Source organism: Pseudonocardia sp. WMMC193, from assembly GCF_021728735.1.
Taxonomy (GTDB): domain Bacteria; phylum Actinomycetota; class Actinomycetes; order Mycobacteriales; family Pseudonocardiaceae; genus Pseudonocardia; species Pseudonocardia oroxyli.
The window spans coordinates 3,532,986-3,551,155 of sequence record NZ_JAKKDO010000003.1 but is presented as its reverse complement, the minus strand read 5'-3'; the positions used below and the strand labels follow the sequence as shown (position 1 = coordinate 3,551,155).

General features: G+C 72.3%; 18 protein-coding genes. 15 read left to right on the top strand and 3 right to left on the bottom strand.

What is annotated here, in order from left to right; all coding sequences use genetic code 11:
* Positions 1-2: 2 nt before the first annotated feature.
* From L3X23_RS18295 to L3X23_RS36225, 5 genes are all read left to right on the top strand, one after another.
* The gene (locus tag L3X23_RS18295; RefSeq protein ID WP_237193339.1) at positions 3-1,310 is read left to right on the top strand and encodes an MlaD family protein; all 1,308 of its coding nucleotides are present in this window, start codon (positions 3-5) and stop codon (positions 1,308-1,310) included.
* 77 nt (positions 1,311-1,387) lie between these two features.
* Positions 1,388-3,745 carry an RND transporter gene (locus tag L3X23_RS18290; RefSeq protein ID WP_237193338.1) on the top strand — a complete coding sequence of 786 codons (2,358 nt, stop codon included), beginning with the start codon at positions 1,388-1,390 and terminating at the stop codon, positions 3,743-3,745.
* On the top strand, positions 3,745-4,992 hold the full coding sequence (locus L3X23_RS18285; RefSeq protein WP_237193337.1) for a peptidyl-prolyl cis-trans isomerase: 1,248 nt from the start codon (positions 3,745-3,747) through the stop codon (positions 4,990-4,992). The genes L3X23_RS18290 and L3X23_RS18285 overlap by 1 nt, the downstream gene beginning before the upstream one ends.
* Positions 4,989-5,210 carry a hypothetical protein gene (locus L3X23_RS18280; RefSeq protein ID WP_237193336.1) on the top strand — a complete coding sequence of 74 codons (222 nt, stop codon included), beginning with the start codon at positions 4,989-4,991 and terminating at the stop codon, positions 5,208-5,210. The genes L3X23_RS18285 and L3X23_RS18280 overlap by 4 nt, the downstream gene beginning before the upstream one ends.
* A gap of 11 nt (positions 5,211-5,221) precedes the next feature.
* Positions 5,222-5,845 carry a response regulator transcription factor gene (locus tag L3X23_RS36225; protein WP_237193335.1) on the top strand — a complete coding sequence of 208 codons (624 nt, stop codon included), beginning with the start codon at positions 5,222-5,224 and terminating at the stop codon, positions 5,843-5,845.
* Positions 5,846-5,864: 19 nt separating this feature from the next.
* On the opposite strand, the gene L3X23_RS18270 is transcribed toward L3X23_RS36225, so the two are convergent.
* Together L3X23_RS18270 and L3X23_RS18265 are read right to left on the bottom strand one after the other, a co-directional pair.
* A complete protein-coding gene (locus tag L3X23_RS18270) occupies positions 5,865-7,163 on the bottom strand; it encodes a sensor histidine kinase KdpD (RefSeq protein ID WP_237193334.1) in 1,299 nt (432 codons plus the stop codon).
* A complete protein-coding gene (locus L3X23_RS18265) occupies positions 7,160-7,606 on the bottom strand; it encodes a hypothetical protein (RefSeq protein WP_237193333.1) in 447 nt (148 codons plus the stop codon). Before L3X23_RS18265 ends, L3X23_RS18270 begins: the two co-directional genes overlap by 4 nt.
* A gap of 168 nt (positions 7,607-7,774) precedes the next feature.
* On the opposite strand from L3X23_RS18265, the gene L3X23_RS18260 reads away from it, so the two are divergent.
* The 10 genes from L3X23_RS18260 to L3X23_RS18215 all read left to right on the top strand — a co-directional run bounded on the left by L3X23_RS18260 (position 7,775) and on the right by L3X23_RS18215 (position 15,666).
* Positions 7,775-8,881 (top strand): NDMA-dependent alcohol dehydrogenase, encoded by a 1,107-nt coding sequence (locus L3X23_RS18260; protein ID WP_237193332.1) that lies wholly within the window; start codon positions 7,775-7,777, stop codon positions 8,879-8,881.
* Positions 8,882-8,924: 43 nt separating this feature from the next.
* Positions 8,925-9,914 (top strand): R2-like ligand-binding oxidase, encoded by a 990-nt coding sequence (locus tag L3X23_RS18255; protein WP_237193331.1) that lies wholly within the window; start codon positions 8,925-8,927, stop codon positions 9,912-9,914.
* Positions 9,915-9,985: 71 nt separating this feature from the next.
* A complete protein-coding gene (gene fdxA / locus L3X23_RS18250; protein ID WP_237193330.1) occupies positions 9,986-10,300 on the top strand; it encodes a ferredoxin in 315 nt (104 codons plus the stop codon).
* A 22-nt stretch (positions 10,301-10,322) separates the two neighbouring features.
* Positions 10,323-11,321, top strand: a complete 999-nt coding sequence (locus tag L3X23_RS18245) for an NAD(P)/FAD-dependent oxidoreductase (RefSeq protein WP_237193329.1) — start codon at positions 10,323-10,325, stop codon at positions 11,319-11,321.
* A gap of 89 nt (positions 11,322-11,410) precedes the next feature.
* Positions 11,411-11,797: a hypothetical protein gene (locus L3X23_RS18240; RefSeq protein ID WP_237193328.1), complete on the top strand. Its 387-nt coding sequence runs from the start codon at positions 11,411-11,413 to the stop codon at positions 11,795-11,797.
* A gap of 21 nt (positions 11,798-11,818) precedes the next feature.
* Positions 11,819-12,217, top strand: coding sequence for a hypothetical protein (locus L3X23_RS18235; RefSeq protein WP_237193327.1), 399 nt, complete (start codon positions 11,819-11,821; stop codon positions 12,215-12,217).
* Positions 12,207-12,707, top strand: coding sequence for an SRPBCC family protein (locus L3X23_RS18230; protein ID WP_237193326.1), 501 nt, complete (start codon positions 12,207-12,209; stop codon positions 12,705-12,707). Before L3X23_RS18235 ends, L3X23_RS18230 begins: the two co-directional genes overlap by 11 nt.
* A gap of 21 nt (positions 12,708-12,728) precedes the next feature.
* A complete protein-coding gene (locus tag L3X23_RS18225) occupies positions 12,729-14,282 on the top strand; it encodes an AarF/ABC1/UbiB kinase family protein (protein WP_237193325.1) in 1,554 nt (517 codons plus the stop codon).
* A 52-nt stretch (positions 14,283-14,334) separates the two neighbouring features.
* Positions 14,335-14,826: a MaoC family dehydratase gene (locus tag L3X23_RS18220; protein WP_237193324.1), complete on the top strand. Its 492-nt coding sequence runs from the start codon at positions 14,335-14,337 to the stop codon at positions 14,824-14,826.
* A gap of 6 nt (positions 14,827-14,832) precedes the next feature.
* The gene (locus L3X23_RS18215) at positions 14,833-15,666 is read left to right on the top strand and encodes a CoA ester lyase (protein ID WP_237193323.1); all 834 of its coding nucleotides are present in this window, start codon (positions 14,833-14,835) and stop codon (positions 15,664-15,666) included.
* Between the two features lie 504 nt (positions 15,667-16,170).
* On the opposite strand, the gene L3X23_RS18210 is transcribed toward L3X23_RS18215, so the two are convergent.
* A complete protein-coding gene (locus L3X23_RS18210) occupies positions 16,171-17,943 on the bottom strand; it encodes a sigma-54-dependent Fis family transcriptional regulator (protein ID WP_237193322.1) in 1,773 nt (590 codons plus the stop codon).
* Positions 17,944-18,170 lie beyond the last annotated feature (227 nt).

Here is an 18,170-nt window from a genome sequence, read left to right as displayed (position 1 = left end):
CGATGCGTATCCCCGTCTCCGTCCTCCCCGTCGCCCGAAGTGTCATGGTCGCCCTGTTCGTCGCGTTCTGCGTGCTCGTGCTCGGCTACCTCTGGTCGAACGCGGGCGGGACCATCCCGCTGCTCACCAAGCAGGGCTACACCGTGTCCCTCGCGATGAAGGACGTCGACAACCTGGTCCCGAACTCCGACGTCCGGCAGGCCGGTGTCAGGATCGGCAGGGTCTCGGCGGTCTCCATCGAGGGCGGCGACGCCCAGGTGACGCTCGACATCGACCCCGCCTACGCGCCGCTGCACGAGGGCGCGACGGTGACCATCCGCAACAAGACGCTCATCGAGGAGACCTACGCCGACGTCGCGGACGGCTCCGGTGCCGTGTACGCGGAGGGCGCGACCATGCCCGCCGACGCGGCCCGGCCGAGCGTCCAGCTCGACGACGTGCTGACGAGCCTGGACGAGCCGACCCGTGAGGCGCTCGGTTCGACGGTCCGCTCGCTGAGCAGCGCGACGGAGGGGTCGAAGGACGACATCTCCGCCACCATGGGCGGGCTCGGAGAGCTCGGCCGCGAAGGCGGCACGGCGCTCTCCGCCCTCGCGGAGCAGTCGCAGGACCTCGCGGCGGTCACCGGCAACACGACCGCGCTGCTGCGCGCGCTCGACACCGGCCAGGGTCGCATCGCGGACCTCGTGCAGGACGCGGGCAACCTGACCGGGGCGGTGTCGGAGAACCGCGCCGACCTGGAGGCGGTGATGCGCAAGCTGCCCGGCGTGCTCGACACGGCCAAGACCGCGAGCACCAGCCTGACCACGCTGTCGGAGTCGCTCGCGCCGGTGGCGCGCAACCTCGACACCGCCGCCCCGGATCTGTCGGCGGCGCTGCAGGAGCTTCCGGCGACGTCGGCCGACCTGCGCGGCCTCGTGCAACCGCTCGACGAGACGCTCGACCGCGCACCGGACACCCTGACGCGTGTTCAGCCGTTCAGCGACGCGACCCGACAGCTCATCCCCACGCTGCAGATCAACCTCTCGGACCTGAACCCGACCCTGGGCTACCTTCGGCCGTACGGCAAGGACACCGCACTGTGGTTCGCGGGTCTGAGCCAGACGCTCGGTGTCTCCGGTGACGGGAACGGCAGTGCGCTTCGGGCCTTCGTGGTGGTGAACGAGAAGTCGGTGAACCAGCCGCTGAACACCCAGTTCGGTCCGTTGGAGAAGTGGAACCCGTACCCGGAGGCCGGCGCCAACTCCGATCCACGGCGCAGCTTCGACGGCGAGTACCCCCGCATCCAGGAGGAACCGCAGCCGAACTGACCGACAAGGCGTCCCGGTCCCGCCCCCTCCCCGGGGTGGGCCGGGACGCATCCGTTCGTCCGATGGGCTCCCCGCAGATGACCGACAGACAGCGCGCGGCGACGACGCCACGCCCCCCCGGCCGTGTCCGGAAGGCGCTGCGCGCCGCGACGACCGCAGTCCGGTCGCGGCGCAGAGCGCTCGGCTGGAAGGCGGTGGGCGGCGGTGTGCTGCTGGTCGCCCTCGCGGCCGTCGTGGTCGGCGGGCTGCTCCGCCTCCACATCGACGCGGGGACGGACTCGTTCGTCGCGCCGGACGACCCGAGTGCCCTGGCACTGCAGGAGGTGGGCTCCGCGTTCGGCGGGGACCCCGTCGTCGTGCTCCTGGAGCAGGACCAGCCCCGCGCGCTGCTGTCCAGCGCGACCCTGCCGAAGCTCCTCGACCTCGAGGGAAGGCTCGCCCGGCTCCCCGACGTCGCGGCGACCTACGGGCCGGCGACCGTGCTGAACCAGGTCGCCGGTCGCTCGCAGGACCTGCTGGCCGAGCTGAGCGGCTACCGCGACGGGCTCGCGTCCGCCGCGGCGCAGCGGGCCCAGCAGGCGGGAGCCGACGCGGCCGGGGTCGCGGCGGCCGCCAGGGCGGCCACCGACGACTTCGACCGGCGCTACGGCCCGCTCCTGGTCCAGGGTCTGCCGACGGGGCTGCCGACGCTGCGCAACGACCGGTTCGTCGGCAACGTCGTGTTCGACGAGGCCGGCGACCCTCGTCCGCAGTGGCGCTTCGTGGTGCCCGGCCCCGGGTCCGCCGCGGTCCTCGTCCGCCCGCGCCAGGACCTCGACCAGGCCGGCCTCGAGCAGCTGGTCGCCCACGTCCGCGAGCAGGTCGACGCCAGCGACCTCGGCCCGGACACGCGGGCGACGGTGTCCGGGGTCCCGGCGATCGCGGCGGCGCTGGGCGACCGCGTGCGCACGGAGGTGCCCTTGCTCGGTGCCGTCGCCCTGGCCGCGGTGGGAGCGTGCTACCTCGCCGTGCGGTGGACCGGCAGGCGCGAGCGGCTGCTGCCGCTGGCCGCCACCGGGATCGGCACGGCGGTGACCCTGGCGGGCTTCGGCTGGGCCGGACAACCGCTGTCGCTCGGCGTCATCGCGTTCCTGCCGGTGCTCATCGGGGTGGGCAGCGACTTCACGACCTACCTGACCCGACGGGCCTCCCGGCGGCTGGTGGTCGTCGTCGGGGCCGCCACGGCCGCCAGCTTCGCCAGCCTCGCGACGAGCCCCGTCCCGACCGTGCGGGACCTCGGCATCACACTGGGGATCGGAATCCTCGTGGCGGTCGGGTCCGGGCTCGTGCTGGCCCGGCGGGCAGGCAGCCCCGAGCCACCGCAGGCGACTGCGGTCCCGGGGGGCCGTGGTGTGCCCCTGCGCACCAGGCTGGTCGCCGGTGCCGCCGCGGTGCTGCTCGCCGGGGCCGGATGGGCCTTGCTGCCGAGCCTCGAGCTGCACGCCGACCTCCAGGGCTTCGCGGGCGGCCTGTCGGCGCTCGACGACGCCGAGCACGTCGAGAACGTGCTGGGGTCGGGCGGTGAGTTCACCATCGCGGTGTCCGGCGGCGGGGTGGCCACGCCGGAGGTGATGAGCTGGATGACCGAGGCGCAGAACGCCGTGGTCGCCGCCGAGGGGGACCGGATCCGGCCCGTCGTGTCGCCGCCGTCCATGATGTCGTTCCTCGGCGCCGCCCCCACCGCCGAGCAGGTCGACGCCGCGCTGCGTCTGCTGCCGCCGTACCTGACGGGCAGCGTGGTCAACTCGGACCGCTCGTTGGCGGTGATGACCTTCGGGACCCGGCTCAGCGACGCCGAGGAGCTGCGCGACCTGCGCGACTCCGTCCTCGCCACACTCCCACCGCCGCCACCCGGGACCTCCGTGGAGCTCACCGGTCTGCCGATGGTCGCGGTGTCGGCCTACGAGGACGTCTCCGCCGACCGCTACCTGGCCAACATCCTGGGGATCGTGGTGGCGGCCGCCGTGCTCGCCCTCGGCCTGCGCCGGCGCGTGGACGCGGTGTGGGCGGGAGCCTCCGCCGCGGTGGCGACCGGCGTCGGGCTGCTGTTGCTGTGGCTCACCGGTACCGGTCTCACCCCCGTCACCGTCGCACTCGGGTCGCTGACCGCTGCCGTCGGCTGCGAGTTCACCGTCCTGCTGCTCGACGCCGCGCGTCGCGGGGACCGCGGGCTGCGCCGGGCCGTCCTGCTCGCCGCGGCCGCGTGCGCCACCGGCTACGCGGTCCTGACCCTTTCCCAGCTGACCGTCGTCGCGCAGTTCGGGCTGCTGCTGGCCCTGTCGGTGGCGGTCGCGCTCGGCGCGGCCCTGCTGACGGAGTGGCTCGCCCGTACCCTCGGGCCCGCTCGCGCGTTGGACGACGAAAAGCGCGAACCCGATCTGGTGGGAGTGCACTGATGCACCGACAGCACACGGCGGAGCCGCACGGCGTCGACGACGTCCCGGGCGCCGAGACGGCCGAAACCGTCGAGACGGGAGCAACGGGTGAGGACGGCGATGGTGCGACCGACCACGCCGACCCCACCGAGACCTCGGACGCAGTGGACACGCTGGACGGCGCCGATGCCGCGGACACGGTGGACGACGCGGACGCCGCCACGACACGGAGCTGGTGGCCGCCACGGGTGCCGACCCCGGCGCGCGGGCGGATCGTCGCGGCGGTCCTGGCCGTGGTGCTCCTCGCCGGTGCCGGGACCCTCGCGTGGTGGCGCGTCACCGCACTGCCCGAGGACGCCGCCTTCCGCTATGCGGGCCAGGTGACCACCGTCGACCAGCTCGACCAGCGGATCGACGCCCTGCGCGCGCTCTACGGAGTGGAGGAGCCGCAGGACCCCGCAGAGGCCGACGCCTTCCGCCGCGACGTCGCGAAGTCGGTGGCGCTGAGCGACATCCTCGACGACGCCGCGGCGGCCGATCAGGTCGTGGTTGCCGACAAGCAGGTCAGCGACACCCTCGACCGCTACATCGAGCAGCAGTTCGGCACCGACGGCCGCGCCGCGTTCGTCACGGCGCTGGGCAACGTGGGAACGTCGGAGGCGGCCGTGCGCGACGAGGTCCGCAGGCAGCTCACGGTGAGTGCCCTCATGACGAAGGTGGTCGGCACGATCACCGTCACCGACGACGACGTCGAGGCTGCCTACGACGAGCGGCGAGCCACCCTCGGCACCCCGGAGCGGCGCAGCCTGCGCAACATCGTGGTGAAGGACCAGGCGGCGGCACAGGCCGCGCTCGACCAGCTCCGGTCGGGGGCCCCGATCGAGACCGTGGCCGCGGGCGCCAGCCTCGACGCCAGCACGAGGGACAAGGGCGGGGCGCTCGGCGACGTCGCGAAGGGCGAGCTGGAGGCCTCGGTGGGCGAGGCGGCCTTCGCCGTCGCCCCCGGCGCGTTCTACGGACCGGTGCAGGGCGAGCACGGGTGGAACGTGGGTCGGGTCGACGGGGTCACCCCGTTCGTGCCCGCGAGCCTCGACCAGGTGGCCGCGGGCCTCAAGCAGGCGCTGCAGGTCGAGCGGACCCTCGCGGTGTGGAAGGACTGGCTCGGCGCCCGTATCCAGGACGCCGACGTCGAGTACGCCGACGCCTACCGCCCTGCCGACCCGGACGCGGTCCCGTCGACCTTGACCCCGACCGAGCCGGCGCGATGATCCCGGTGTTCGTGAACGTCGGTGGTTCGGTGCTGCTGGGGGTCATCGCGCTGCTGATCGGGACGTGGGGGGTTCGCAACGCCGGGGCCCTCGTCCCGGCGAGCCTGCCCGAGCAGACGAGGCACAGCCGTGAGCGGACGCTTCGCCGCGGCGCACGGACGTGTCAGGTGGTGGGCCCGGCGCTGGCCCTCGCGGCGCTCGCCCTGACCGTGTGGTGAGCGCTCCGCCCGTGCCCCCCGGACCCCGGGCGGTCCTCGTTGACGACCACGAGATCGTCCTGGAGGGACTGGAGCGGGCCCTCGTCCGGGAGGGCATCCCCGTTCTGGCGTCCTTCCGGGACGCGGAGTCGGCGCAGGAGTTCCTGCGTGGCTCCGAGGTCGAGCTGTGTGTGGTGGACCTGCGGCTCGGCGCCGAGTCCGGCACCGATCTCGTGCGCGCGATCCGGAGCCTGCGACCACAGACGAGGGTCGCCGTGCTCACGAGCTTCGAGGACAGGGCGGCCGTCGCCGCTGCGGTGGACGCCGGTGCGACGGGCTACTTCCTCAAGGACGCGTCGTCGGGTGAGCTGTGCGAGGGGCTGCGCCGCGTCGCGGGAGGTCAGCTCGTCATCGACGCCCGGCTGGTATCGGCCGTGCTCGGGGATCGGCCGAGACCCCTCACCGAGTCGGACGTCGCGATCCTGCGGCTGGTGGCCGAGGGGCTGTCGAACCGCGAGATCGGGGCGAGACTGCACCTGTCGCCGCACACCGTCAAGGAGTACCTCTCCCGGACGATGCGCAAGCTCGGCACCCGCACTCGCGCCGAGACCGCCGCCCGGGCGGCGCAGGAGGGCCTGCTCCCCCCGGTGCTCTGACCACCTCGCAGAACCCCGCTCACACCCATCGGACGGGCAGCCGCAGGTGTGCCACGAGTCCGCCGCCGGATCGCTTGCGCAAGGTGAGGATGCCGTCCATCGCGGTCGTCAGCTCCTGGACGATCCACAGGCCCAGACCGCTCGTGCCGCGCCGGTCCCCGAGGCTGGTGTAGAGGCTCGTCACCACGCCGAGCTGGTCGTCCGGCAACCCGGGACCGCGGTCGCGTACCTCGACCACCAGCGCGTTCTCCCGGCGCGACAGGTCGAGCTCCACGGCCCCGCCACCGTGTCGGCGAGCGTTCTCGGTGAGGTTGACCAGGATGCGCCGCAGGCGCTGCGGGTCACACACGACCGTCGCGTCGGGCGGCCCGACCGACCAGGAGGACTCGGCAGGGGCGAGCCCCGCCGCGCTGATCACGCTCGCGGCCAGGTCGGCGAGCCGGACCGTCCGGTCACGCACCCGCCCGGTCGGGTTGCCGTCGGCGAGCGCGACATCGGCCAGCCCGTTGAGCATGTCCTCGAGGTGCCGGGCATTCGCGCTGATCAGGCCGAGCATGGGGTCGTCGGAGGCGTCGTCTCGCCGCTCCGCGCTGCGGGCGAGGGCCGAGATGGAGGCCACCGGCGTCCGGAACTCGTGCAGGATCACCCGCAGCCCGTCCAGCCGGGCGTTCTGGGCGGTGAGCAGCCTCGACCGCAGGTCTCGCTCCGCCTCGAGCGCGTGCCGCTCCGCGATCGCCTCCGCTCGGGTCTCGGCGGTGAGCTCGTACCCGCGGCGGATCCTGCGCAGGAACACGCTGACCAGCAGCGCGGTCGCGACGAGGTAGAAGGTCCACCAGCCGCCGCGGACCAGGACGTCGCCGACGTCCGCGGCGGAAGCGCCCGCGAGCCCGGACGCGGTCAGCGTGAGGCCGAGCGTGGCGGCCAGCCCGACGCCCCAGTTCTTCTCGACCCGCAGGCTGGCGGCGATCACGACCAGGGGCAGGGCCGCGACCGCGAGACTGGCGGTCCCCCCGGTCAGGGCGCACGCCAACAGGGTCAGCAGGGAGTCGGCGAGGCTGACGACCCAGGCCTTCGGCGACCGGGCGACCACCAGCCGGATCACCACGAGCCCGCCGGCGTAGGCGAGTGCGACGACCACGGTGACCAGCAGCGCCGGGCGGAAGCGTTCGGCCACGGGAACCGGCAGCAGTGCGAGCGCCAGCAGGGACGCGGCGACGCACACCCGGATGGCCAGGACGACGAGCGCGTCCGGGCGCTCTCGGACCACGTTCGCCACGTCCCTCCGGTCCCAGCCCTGGCGTGGGCCGACCGTGATCATCGACCCTGCACGTGCCGGTGCGCAGAGGGGGTCATGAGGGCCACTGTCCCCACGAGGAGCACCGCGGCCGCGACGAACACATGCCACGTGGCACCCCATGCGAGGACGACCAGCCCGAAGGCGCCTAGGCCCACGAGCGCCATGCGCGCCCACGCGCGGCCCGCGAGCAGCATCACGAGAGCACCGAGGACCGCGATCGTCACGAACACTCCGAGCACGCCGCCGGTGGCCATGGCGGGCGGCCCGCTCACGACCCCGGCGCCCAGCGCTCCCTCGACCCGTTCTGCCTCCGGGTTGGCCGAGGTCTGGCCGAAGAACTCGGCGGCGAACAGAGCGGTGACCACCGCGAACACTGTGAAGGCGGCCCCCGCGGCCCAGAGCGTGGCGGGAATGCGGCCCGCCGACCTCGGCGTCGGCTGCGTCACCTCAGATGGCGTTGACATGTCGCGGATCGTAGCGGCGTGCCTTGTCGTGCGAGGGGGTCCGTGAGGGCCGAACGACGGCGTGGGCCGGCCCCTGCGTGCCATCGCAGGCGCGGAAGGTCCGATGACGGCGAGATGACACCATGTGACTGTGTGCACAGGTTCGCTCGACGACGAGGAGACTCACGGATGAAGACGAAGGCCGCTGTTCTCTGGGGCCTGGGCCAGAAGTGGGAGGTCGAGGAGATCGACCTCGACCCGCCTGGTCCCGGCGAGGTGCTGGTCAAGCTCACCGCGAGCGGACTGTGCCACTCTGACGAGCATCTGATCACCGGCGATCTGCCCTTCCCGCTCCCCGTCGTGGGCGGTCACGAAGGTGCAGGTCGCATCGTCGAGGTCGGCGAGAACGTCACCGACCTCGAGGAGGGCGACCCGGTCGTCCTCACCTTCCTGCCCTCCTGTGGTCGCTGCTCCTACTGCGCCCGCGGGCTGACCAACCTGTGCGAGCTCGGCGCGGCGGTCATGATGGGCCCGCAGCTCGACGGGACGCACCGGTTCCACGCCCGGGGCGAGGACATCGGGCAGATGTGCCTGCTCGGCACGTTCTCCGAGTACACCGTGGTGCCGGTGGCCTCGGTCGTGAAGGTGGACGAGGGCACGGCGCTGGACAAGGCCGCGCTGATCGGCTGCGGCGTGACGACCGGGTACGGCAGCACGGTCCGCGCCGCGGACATCCGCGCCGGAGACACGGTCGTGGTGCTGGGCGCGGGCGGTATCGGCATGAACGCGATCCAGGGCGCCCGCATCGCGGGCGCGAAGACGATCGTTGCCGTCGACCCGGTCGCGTACAAGCGCGAGCGTGCGGTGGAGTTCGGGGCGACGCACACCGCCGAGTCCGCCGACGCGGCGTGGGAGGTCGTCAGCGAGCTCACCCGCGGCAGGCTGGCCGACGCGTGCGTGATCACGACCGACGTCGCCGAGGGCAGCTACATCGGCCCGGCGCTCGGGCTGGTGGGCAAGCGCGGCCGGGTCGTCGTCACGGCGATCGGCCACCCCGAGGAGCAGCAGATGACGGGCTCGCTGCTGGAGCTCACGCTCTACGAGAAGCAGATCAAGGGCGCCCTGTACGGCTCGTCGAACGCCCAGCACGACGTGCCGGAGCTGCTGGGCCTCTACAACTCGGGCCAGCTCAAGCTCGACGAGCTGATCACCCGCGAGTACACCCTCGACCAGGTCAACGAGGGATACGCCGACATGCGGGCCGGACGCAACATCCGAGGACTCATCCGCTACTGAGCCCACTGGACGTCACCGACCACCACGAGATTAGGAGCCACCCATGCCCATCGATCGCGTGATCGCACACAACAACCGCACCGGCTGGGGCAGCCTCACCGAGTCCGGCCTGCGTCTCGACTCGTTCCCGATGAAGCTCTTCGCCAAGGGCAACAAGAAGTTCTGGAACCCGGCCGAGATCGACTTCTCGCAGGACGCGGCCGACTTCGCGGCGATGACCGACGACGAGCGGCGCATGACGCTCGTGCTCGCGTCCCAGTTCATGGCAGGTGAGGAGTCGGTCACCCAGGACCTGCAGCCCTTCTGCGCGGCGATGGCCGCGGAGGGCAGGCTCGGCGACGAGTCCTACCTCACCCAGTTCATCTTCGAAGAGGCGAAGCACATGCAGTCCTTCCGCATGTGGTTCAACGCGATCGGCCAGTCGGCCGACCTGCACTCGAACGTCGAGTACAGCTCGGCGTACGACACGATCTTCAAGCAGGAGCTGCCGAACTCGCTGTTCGCGCTGCTCGAGGACCCGTCGCCCGCCAACCAGATCCGCGCGTCGGTCACCTACAACCACGTCGTCGAGGGCACGCTGGCACTGACCGGCTACTTCGCGTGGGCGCGGGTGTGCGCCAGCCGGGGCATCCTGCCGGGCATGCAGAAGCTCATCAAGCTGATCGGAGACGACGAGCGCCGCCACATGGCGTGGGGCACGTTCACGTGCCGCCGCCACGTCGCCGCCGACGACAAGAACTGGGAGGTCGTCGACGAGCGCATGCAGGAGCTGCTCCCGCCGGCCCTGCAGCTGATCGTCGCGCTGTTCGACCAGTTCGAGAACGAGGGCCGCGAGACGCCCTTCGGCATCAGCATCGACGAGATGAGCGACTACGCTCTCGACAAGGTCAACCGTAGGCTGACCTCTATCGAGAGCGCTCGCGGCCAGGACGTGTACGCCATCGACGAGGACTACTCTCCGATGGACATGGAGGACAAGTTCGGCAGCGAGGACGAGGACAAGATCAAGGAGGCTCTGGCGGTCCCCGCCTGAGTCCCACGTGCGGTCGGGGCCGGTGCCGCCGGCCCCGACCGCGTGTACCGCGACAGTGAAGAGGAGACGGAATGGCCTTCGTGATCGGTGCTCCGTGCGTCGACGTCATGGACAAGTCGTGCATCGAGGAGTGCCCGGTCGACTGCATCTACGAGGGCGAGCGGATGCTCTACATCCACCCGACCGAGTGCATCGACTGCGCAGCCTGTGAGCCGGTGTGTCCCGTGGAGGCGATCGTGTCGGCCCAGAAGGTCGACGACGAGTGGCGGCCGTTCCAGGAGTCCGCGCGGTCCCAGTTCGAGACGGTCGGCTCGCCCGGCGGCTCGTCGAACGTGGACGTGCTCGACGACACCGCGTTCGTCGCGGGTTTCCAGAAGGACGACTGACCTCCACCAGGGAGCCGTGACCATGTCCGACGACATCGACGTCGACCTCCTGCTCATCGGGGCAGGCCCGGCCGGTCTGTTCGGCGCGTACTACGCGGGCTTCCGTGGCCTGCGCACCGCCGTGCTGGACGCCCAGCCCCAGCTCGGCGGGCAGGTCAGCGCCATCTACCCCGAGAAGAACATCTACGACGTCGCCGGGCTGCCCGCGGTGCGCGGCCAGTCGCTGATCGACGGGCTCGCCGAGCAGGCCGCGCGGTTCGACCCCCGGTACCTCCTCGGCCAGCAGGCCGTGAAGCTCGAGCGCGGCGGAGACGAGCGCTGGACGGTGACGACCGACCTGGGGACGCGCGTGAACGCCGGCGCGGTCGTGATCACCAGCGGCGTCGGCTCGGTCACCCCGCGTCCGCTGCCCTGCGACGCGGAGGCGTTCCTCGACAACGGGCTGCGCTACTTCGTGCCCAAGCTCGACGTGCTCGACGGCAAGGACGTGGTGGTGGTCGGCGGCGGTGACTCCGCGGTCGACTGGGCGCTGGCCGCGCTCCCGCGGTCCACGTCGGTGACCCTCGTCCACCGTCGACAGCAGTTCCGGGCCCACGAGCACTCGGTGCAGCAGCTGCGGTCGAGCTCGTGTCGGCTGGTGCTCGACGCCACCGTGAACGCGGTGCTGGGAGACGGTGCGGTGAGCGGGGTCGAGGTGCACGCGAAGGGCAGCGAGCCGGAGGTCCTCCCCGCGCAGGTTGTCGTGGCGGCGCTGGGCTTCCTGATGAACCTCGGCCCGATCAAGGACTGGGGGCTCGAGCTCGACGGACGCTCGATCAAGGTCGACTCGAGCATGAGGACCTCGTTGCCGGGTGTCTTCGCCGCGGGTGACGTCACGACGTACCCCGGAAAGGTGAAACTCATCGCCGTGGGCTTCGGCGAGGTGGCGACGGCGGTGAACAATGCTGCGGTGGTGATCGACCCGAACAGCTCGCTGGCACCGGGGCACTCGAGCGACGCCATGCCGGTCGCCGCGGTCTGAGCCGATCAGCGGGGCCGCGCCACGCGCCCGTCGCGAGGCGGCAGGAGGACCGGCAGGGGCCACCCGCCGGAGACATCGAAGGAGCTGTCATGGCACGCCGTTCCACCCCGTTGACCAAGTTCCTGCAGGACGTCGTGGACAACAGCAAGGACCTCGTCGACGACCTGATCGAGCGCGGGCGCGACCTCGAGGCGGACGCGCGGTCGAGCCTCTCGCGAGCAGCCGACGACCGGGACGAGGAGGACGAGGAGGACGACGAGGACCTGGCCCGGCTCCAGGCCTCGCTCGCCGAGCTGTCGTCCAAGGTCGACACGCTGGCGAAGTCGCAGAGGCCCGCCCCGAAGGCCGCGTCGCCCGCGGCGGCCACTCCCGCCTCCAAGCCCGCCTCCACGCCGGCCGCGAGCGCCACTCCCAAGCAGACCCGGACGCCCGCTGGCAAACCGTCGGGCGAGACGGGACCCACCGCGTCGGGCTGAGCCTGCGCGGAAGGAGGCGGCATGGGCGGCGTGCACCGACGGTTGCGACGGGACCCGGGAGGGTCGTGCTACGACGTGGACGACCGGCGCCCGATGGACCTCGCCGAGCTCGCGGACCATGTCCGGACCGGCGGCACGTTCGAGGCCGTCGCCCACGACACGGGACGCGACTGCACTCGCCTGGTCCTGGCGGACCTGCTGCGCAAGGAGGCCGCCGACCAGATCGGAGCGGGACTGGCGGGCGGTCTGGCCGCGGCCGCGTCCGCCGGCCGGACCATGTTCCAGGGGATGCTCGGAGACATACTGACGCCGCGGTCGGCGCGGCGCGACGACGACCGGCCGGGCGGGGGGCACCCGCGCAGGAGGTCCCCGCGCCCGGCTGACCACTGGCAGAGCAGGACAGACGACGATGCAGATTGAGGCGGCGGCCGAGCGGTCGTTCGCGGTGCCCGCGAGCCGGCTGTGGCCGCTGGTGTCCTCGGTGCGCGGCTACCTCGACACGATTCCCGAGGTGGTGGCCTACGAGTGCGACTCGGCAGGCCGGGTGGCCGCGTTCGACGCGCGGCTGGCCGTCGGGCCGGTCACCTGGAAGCTGGCGGGAAGCGCCGCGGTCGACGAGATCTCCACGGGGGAGACCGTGTCGGTCAGCCTCACGGTGCCGAAGCTGGTTCTCGGCTACGCGGGCGGGGTGTCGGTCCACGACGTCGGCGAGGGCTCCTGCCGGGTGGAGTACAGGGGCACCATCACCTGCGAGCACAAGATGATCGGCAAGCTGCACTTCCTGCTGCGTCAGATCCTCGACGACCACGTCGCGCGGTTCCTCGACGGTGTCGTCGGGGAGGCGGAGCGCACGTTCCAGGCCGAGCAGGCACTACTGCGGCGCGGCAATCCATCTCAGCGCAGGGGCTGAGAAGACCCAGGGGGGCCGACGATGGCTACTCGGGACCGGGTGCGCCTGGTTGCCAGGGTGTTGGGCGGACTCGTCGCGGGCGAGGCGCTCGGCATGGTGGGTGTAGGTCGGGGGCGGGGTGTAGGTCGGGGGCGGGGCGCCGACGGCCAGACCGCCGACGGCGGGCGGCGCCGTGCCCGCGCCGTCCGCCAGGCGCTCGAGGATCTGGGGCCGCTCTACATCAAGGTCGGCCAGATGTTGTCGACCCGCCCGGACCTCTGCCCGCCCGCGATGATCGACGAGTTCCAGAATCTGCACGAGCAGGTCACCGTGCGCCCGTTCGACGACTTCGAGCCGGTGCTCGAGGCGAACCTCGGCGCCTCGTGGCGCGAGATGTTCGCCGAGATCAAGACGGACCGCCCGCTGGGCGCGGCGTCGCTGGCGCAGGTGTACAAGGCGTCGCTGCGCAACGGCGAGGACGTCGTCCTGAAGATCCAGCGCCCGGCCGTGCGGGAGGCGATGGAGGACGACATGGTTGTGCTCCAGCGCGCCGTCCGGATGCTGTCCAAGCGGATGCCGCAGTTCAGCGACGTGCTCGACCTCAACGCGATCCTCGAGGTCATCTTCACGGCGATGCGACCGGAGCTCGACTTCCGCATCGAGGCGAGCAACATGGAGGACGGCAGGCCGACCGTCGCGGACTTCGACCTGCTGCGCATCCCCGAGGTCGTGCACTCGACCCCGCAGGTCCTCGTCCAGTCGGTGGCCTCCGGGCGGTCGATCCGCGACGTCAACCGGGACATGTTCGCCGACTCCGAACGCGACGAGATCGGGCGGCAGCTGCTGGCCTGGTGCTACCGGAGCTTCTTCGTCGACCGCATCTTCCACGCCGACCCACACCCCGGGAACATCTTCGTCCAGCCCGGGTCGCCCGCGTACATCATCGACTGGGGCATGGTCGGCAAGGTCGACACGCGGACGTCGACCGCTCTCGCGCTGCTGCTGCTGAACATGTCGCTCAACGACGGCGCCGGGTTCGCCCGGTCCTGGCTCGAGCTGGGCCGGGCCACGACCTGGGCCGACCTTCCCGGTTTCTCGGGCGACGTCGCACGCTACCTGCCGACGGTCGTCGGGGCCTCGATGGAGAACCTGAACCTCGGTGTCTCACTGACCAACGTCCTGCGGTTCGCCACCCAGCGCGGCATCCAGACCAGCCCGATGATCGCGTTGATCACCAAGTCGTTCGCGAACATCGACGGCTGCGTCCGCTACCTAGCCCCCCACCTGTCGATGGTCGAGGTGTTCGAGGACGAGCTCAACGGCATCCTGTTCGCGATGACCCGGGACTTCCTGTCGCAGAACCGGGCGATCCGGACCGGTGTCGAGTCGCTCCTGGCGGCGTCCGAGGCCCCGCACGCGGCGCGCACCCTGATCGCCGACGTGATCGACAAGGACCTGACCATCCGGGTGGGCGACGCGCAGCGGCTGCGCTCCACCAAGGAGGACCGGGAGGACAGCCGGTCGGCCAGGCGCAACCGCGCGATGATGGTCGGCGCGCTCGCCGGGGCGTGGGCTCTCGGCAGACGCGGCCGCTGACCGAACGCGTCCGGTGGGCCCCAGCTCCGCCTCCACTCCCGCAGGAGATTCGATGTCACCCGATGACCGTCCCACCACCGGGAGGTGGTTCGAGGAGCTCGCCGTCGGGACGGTGGTGCGGCACGCGACCCGGCGCACCGTCACCGAGGCCGACAACGTGCTCTTCACGACGATGACGATGAACCCGGCGCCGCTACACCTCGACCACGACTACGCCGCCCGCACGGAGTTCGGCAGGCCGCTGGTGAACAGCATGTTCACCCTGGCCCTCGTGGTGGGTCTGTCGGTGCCGGAGCTGACGCTGGGGACCATCGTCGCCCAGCTCGGCCTCGACGACGCGACGTTCCCCGCGCCCGTCTTCCACGGCGACACCGTCCGCGTGGAGACCGAGGTCGTCGAGGCCCGGCCGTCGAGAACGCGCCCGACCCAGGGGCTGGTCGTGTTCGAGCACCGGGCGTTCAACCAGCGCGGCGAGCTGGTCTGCCGGGTCCGGCGCACCGGTCTGATGCACCGCAGGCCCACGGGCCCCGCGGCAGGGGCCTGAGTCCTCGTGGGTGATGAGCCGCTCACCGTCCGCAGCCTCCTGTTCGTCCCCGGTGGCCGCGTCGACATGCTGCCGAAGGTCGTCCGCAGCCGACCGGACGCCGTCGTCGTCGATCTCGAGGACTCCGTCGCCCACAGCGACAAGGAACGGGCCCGGGTCGCGGTCGTCGAGGCGCTGACCGCAGACCGGCCGGGCGCGGGGACGGTCCTGATCAGGATCAACGCCCGTGGCACCTCGTGGCACGACGACGACCTGGCCGCGGCGGGCGCTCTCGTCGGCGCGGGCCGCGTCGACGGGCTGGTGCTGCCCAAGTACGAGCGGGTGGGCGACCTCGACCGGGTCCGCGGGGCGCTGCCGGGGTCGGCTCGGGTCGTCGTGGGCATCGAGAGCGCGCGCGGAGTCGCCGACGTGCGCCCGCTGCTGGAGGCGGGCCCCGACGCGGCGTACTTCGGTGCCGAGGACCTGGTCGCCGACATGGGCGGGCGACGCACCCCGGGCGGCTCCGAGGTGCTCTACGCCCGCAGCCGGGTGTGCCTCGCCGCGCACCTCGCCACGGTGCCCGTGATCGACCAGGCCGTGGTGGCGGTGCGTGACGCGCGGCGGTTCCGTGCGGACGCCGAGCAGGCCCGGGACCTCGGCTACCACGGCAAGATCTGCCTGCACCCGACGCAGGTCGAGGTGACGCACGAGGTCTTCACCCCGTCGCCGGACGAGGTGACCCGGGCCCGTGCCGTCCTGGAGGCCGCGAGCGCGGGCGTCGCGGTGGTCGAGGGGCAGATGGTCGATGCCGCCCACGTGGCGATGGCCCGCCGGGTCCTCGCCCGGACGAGGACGGCCTGATGCGCCCTCGTCGCGGGGGTGAGGCGGTCGTGCGACCTCGAGGTGCATCACCCCCAGTCCGGTACCAGCGCGATCTTCACGGCACCGTCGCGCCGCGCAGCGAATGTCGTAGGCCCGAGCGGTCTCCGACAGCCCCATCCTGTGGGTGAACAGCCGCGAGAGGTCGATCGGGCAGTTCTCGGCGAGAGCGAACAGCGTCCGAAGCCGGTCGGTGCCCGCTGGGCAGAGGCTGGTGACGATCCGGCGCTGGTAGAACCCGAGCCCTACCGGGAGCTCCAGGCTGCGGTGGGCGGCGTGAACCCCGAGCGCGGCCACCTCGCCGACCGCTTCGGTTCACCGTTGTTCGGCGTGTCGGCGCGGTGTGTCCAGTCGCGCCGGCCATCAGCTCTCCATCTCGTCCGTGTGGGGGCCTCGGGGCGTGTGCTCGGATGGCGCCCTCCGGCTGATCGGACGGGCGTCCCACCGACAGTGGGCGACAGGCTCATCACCGAGGCGGCACCGCGATCACGAGAGCCCGAATCTGCGCATCTTGCGGTAGAGGGTGTTCCGGCCGACCCCGAGCGCCCGAGCGGCGGTGCTCCGGTTCCCACCCGCCTGCCGGAGCGCCTCTGCCACGGCCTCTCGTTCGGCCGATTCCAGCAGCCCCGATGCGGGCCGGCGCACCCGCAGCTCGTCCGGCAGGTCGTCGATCTCGACTGTCCCGCCGCCCGTGCGGCGGGCCAGCGCGACGACCGTGGTGTGCAGCTCGGCCAGGTTCCCGGGCCAATGCCAGGCCAGGAGGGCTGTCCAGACGTCGGGGGAGAAGCGGGTCGACGACTCCGGTGGCGGCAGTTCGGCCAGCGTCGCTTCAACCAGGGACGGCAGGTGCTCCCGGCGATGAGAGAGACCGGGCAGCGCGATCGTGGACGCGAACCTCCGGACGAGGCCGAGCACCGCGTCGTCCGCCGCGCCGAGGTCGGCGGTCAGTGCGAGTGGTGCGCCTCGGGCGACGAGCGCCTCGATCTGGCCCGCGGTCGGCGCCGGTCGCATGTGGACCCGGCGAAGCACCAGCCCCCGGCCCCGTTCGGCGGCGGCCTCGGCCTCATCGAACCAGCCCCCGCGGTGGGGCTCGACGACGAGCGGGTCCGTCGCCCCGAGCGCGCGCAGGACCCGCATCGCCACGCACAGCTTGCCCGAACCGCTCGGGCCGCTCAGGGCGAGGACCTCGCGGTGGCGCACCGCCGCGCCGAGGCGCCGGTCGATGTCGGGCAGCTCGTGGAGCCGTGCTCGCGGCGTGGTCGTGCGGGTCGGCGGCGCGGCGGCACCCGCCCCCGGTGGCAGCCGGTCGACCGGCCGAGGACCGGTGCGGCCCGACAACCTGACACAGAAGGCCCGGACCACTCCGCTCTGGATGGGCTCGACCAGTGCCTCGTGGAGGCCGTCGGCGAGCGGCACCGCCATCCGTCGAGGCCGCGTGAGGCCGCGTTCGCTGAGGAAGGGCCACAGCAACCCGTGTACGGCCGGCCCGGTGTGCAGGAGCCCCGGTCGGTTGGCGAGGACCGAGTGCGCGTCGACGACGAGGACCGGGCCTGCGCTGCTGCCGAGGGCCAGGTGGGCCTCGATCAGGACACGGCGCCGGTCGCCCGCGTCGTCGAGGAGCCTGTCCTCGACCTGTCGGGCGGTGTCGCTCGCCATCACCGTCATCAGGGGATGTCCGTCGCGGACGGAGCACGCGAGGGAGAAGGTCCCCACCAAGCGGCCCGTCCCCGGCTCGGAGATCGGGCTGCTGGCGCAGGTCAGGCCCTCCAACAGGGGGTTGTAGTGTTCCGGGCCGCGGACCAGGACCGTCCGACGCTCCACGAGCACGGTCCCGATGCCGTTCGTGCCCACCGACCTCTCGGAGAAGTCGAATCCCTCGGCGGCGCAGGCCCGGTCCATCACGTCGCGCTGGCGCCGGAGCGCGGCGTGGCGCAGCACGATCCGCCCCGTCGCGTCGGACAACACCATGGCCACCGGCATGTCACCGAAGCCGGCCGCCAGCCGGTCGAGGACCGGCACGGCTGCGCGGAGCAGGAGCGACGGCTCCTCGTCGGCCGGTCGGAAGTCGATCTCGGTGACACCGACGGGCACGTCGTCCCCGAGACAGCGACGCCAGCTCTGCTCGATGTGTCGTGGAACCCCTGCCGCGCCGGGCGCGGCGCTGAGCGGTCCGCCGCTCACCAGCGCCTCACGACGCAGCCGGATACGGCTGCGCTCGGCGTCCGACAGCACGGGCAGGTCATGGACTGCGTCGCCCATCGCGTCTCCCGGCCGTGTCGGTCATCCGAGCGTGGGGTCGACCGCCCGACGCCGGTCGGGACCGCGGCCGGACGTCGCCCGTGGCCTCGACCCTAGGCCGGCCGCGCGAGCCGTCCGTGTCCCGTCTCGGGACACCGACCGCTCGCGGTGTTCCGAATCGGAACACCCGACGATCGTGAGTCGTGGGTCACAGTCGTCTCCCTCCCTCCTCCGCGGAGGAGGGAGGT

Excerpts from the sequence above, each read along its gene's own strand:
- L3X23_RS18295 (WP_237193339.1), top strand. The coding sequence starts at position 3 with ATGCGTATCCCCGTCTCCGTCCTCCCCGTCGCCCGAAGTGTCATGGTC.
- L3X23_RS18290 (WP_237193338.1), top strand. The coding sequence starts at position 1,388 with ATGACCGACAGACAGCGCGCGGCGACGACGCCACGCCCCCCCGGCCGT.
- L3X23_RS18285 (WP_237193337.1), top strand. The coding sequence starts at position 3,745 with ATGCACCGACAGCACACGGCGGAGCCGCACGGCGTCGACGACGTCCCG.
- L3X23_RS18280 (WP_237193336.1), top strand. The coding sequence starts at position 4,989 with ATGATCCCGGTGTTCGTGAACGTCGGTGGTTCGGTGCTGCTGGGGGTC.
- L3X23_RS18270 (WP_237193334.1), bottom strand. The coding sequence starts at position 7,163 with ATGATCACGGTCGGCCCACGCCAGGGCTGGGACCGGAGGGACGTGGCG.
- L3X23_RS18265 (WP_237193333.1), bottom strand. The coding sequence starts at position 7,606 with ATGTCAACGCCATCTGAGGTGACGCAGCCGACGCCGAGGTCGGCGGGC.
- L3X23_RS18260 (WP_237193332.1), top strand. The coding sequence starts at position 7,775 with ATGAAGACGAAGGCCGCTGTTCTCTGGGGCCTGGGCCAGAAGTGGGAG.
- L3X23_RS18255 (WP_237193331.1), top strand. The coding sequence starts at position 8,925 with ATGCCCATCGATCGCGTGATCGCACACAACAACCGCACCGGCTGGGGC.
- fdxA (WP_237193330.1), top strand. The coding sequence starts at position 9,986 with ATGGCCTTCGTGATCGGTGCTCCGTGCGTCGACGTCATGGACAAGTCG.
- L3X23_RS18245 (WP_237193329.1), top strand. The coding sequence starts at position 10,323 with ATGTCCGACGACATCGACGTCGACCTCCTGCTCATCGGGGCAGGCCCG.
- L3X23_RS18240 (WP_237193328.1), top strand. The coding sequence starts at position 11,411 with ATGGCACGCCGTTCCACCCCGTTGACCAAGTTCCTGCAGGACGTCGTG.
- L3X23_RS18235 (WP_237193327.1), top strand. The coding sequence starts at position 11,819 with ATGGGCGGCGTGCACCGACGGTTGCGACGGGACCCGGGAGGGTCGTGC.
- L3X23_RS18230 (WP_237193326.1), top strand. The coding sequence starts at position 12,207 with ATGCAGATTGAGGCGGCGGCCGAGCGGTCGTTCGCGGTGCCCGCGAGC.
- L3X23_RS18225 (WP_237193325.1), top strand. The coding sequence starts at position 12,729 with ATGGCTACTCGGGACCGGGTGCGCCTGGTTGCCAGGGTGTTGGGCGGA.
- L3X23_RS18220 (WP_237193324.1), top strand. The coding sequence starts at position 14,335 with ATGTCACCCGATGACCGTCCCACCACCGGGAGGTGGTTCGAGGAGCTC.
- L3X23_RS18210 (WP_237193322.1), bottom strand. The coding sequence starts at position 17,943 with ATGGGCGACGCAGTCCATGACCTGCCCGTGCTGTCGGACGCCGAGCGC.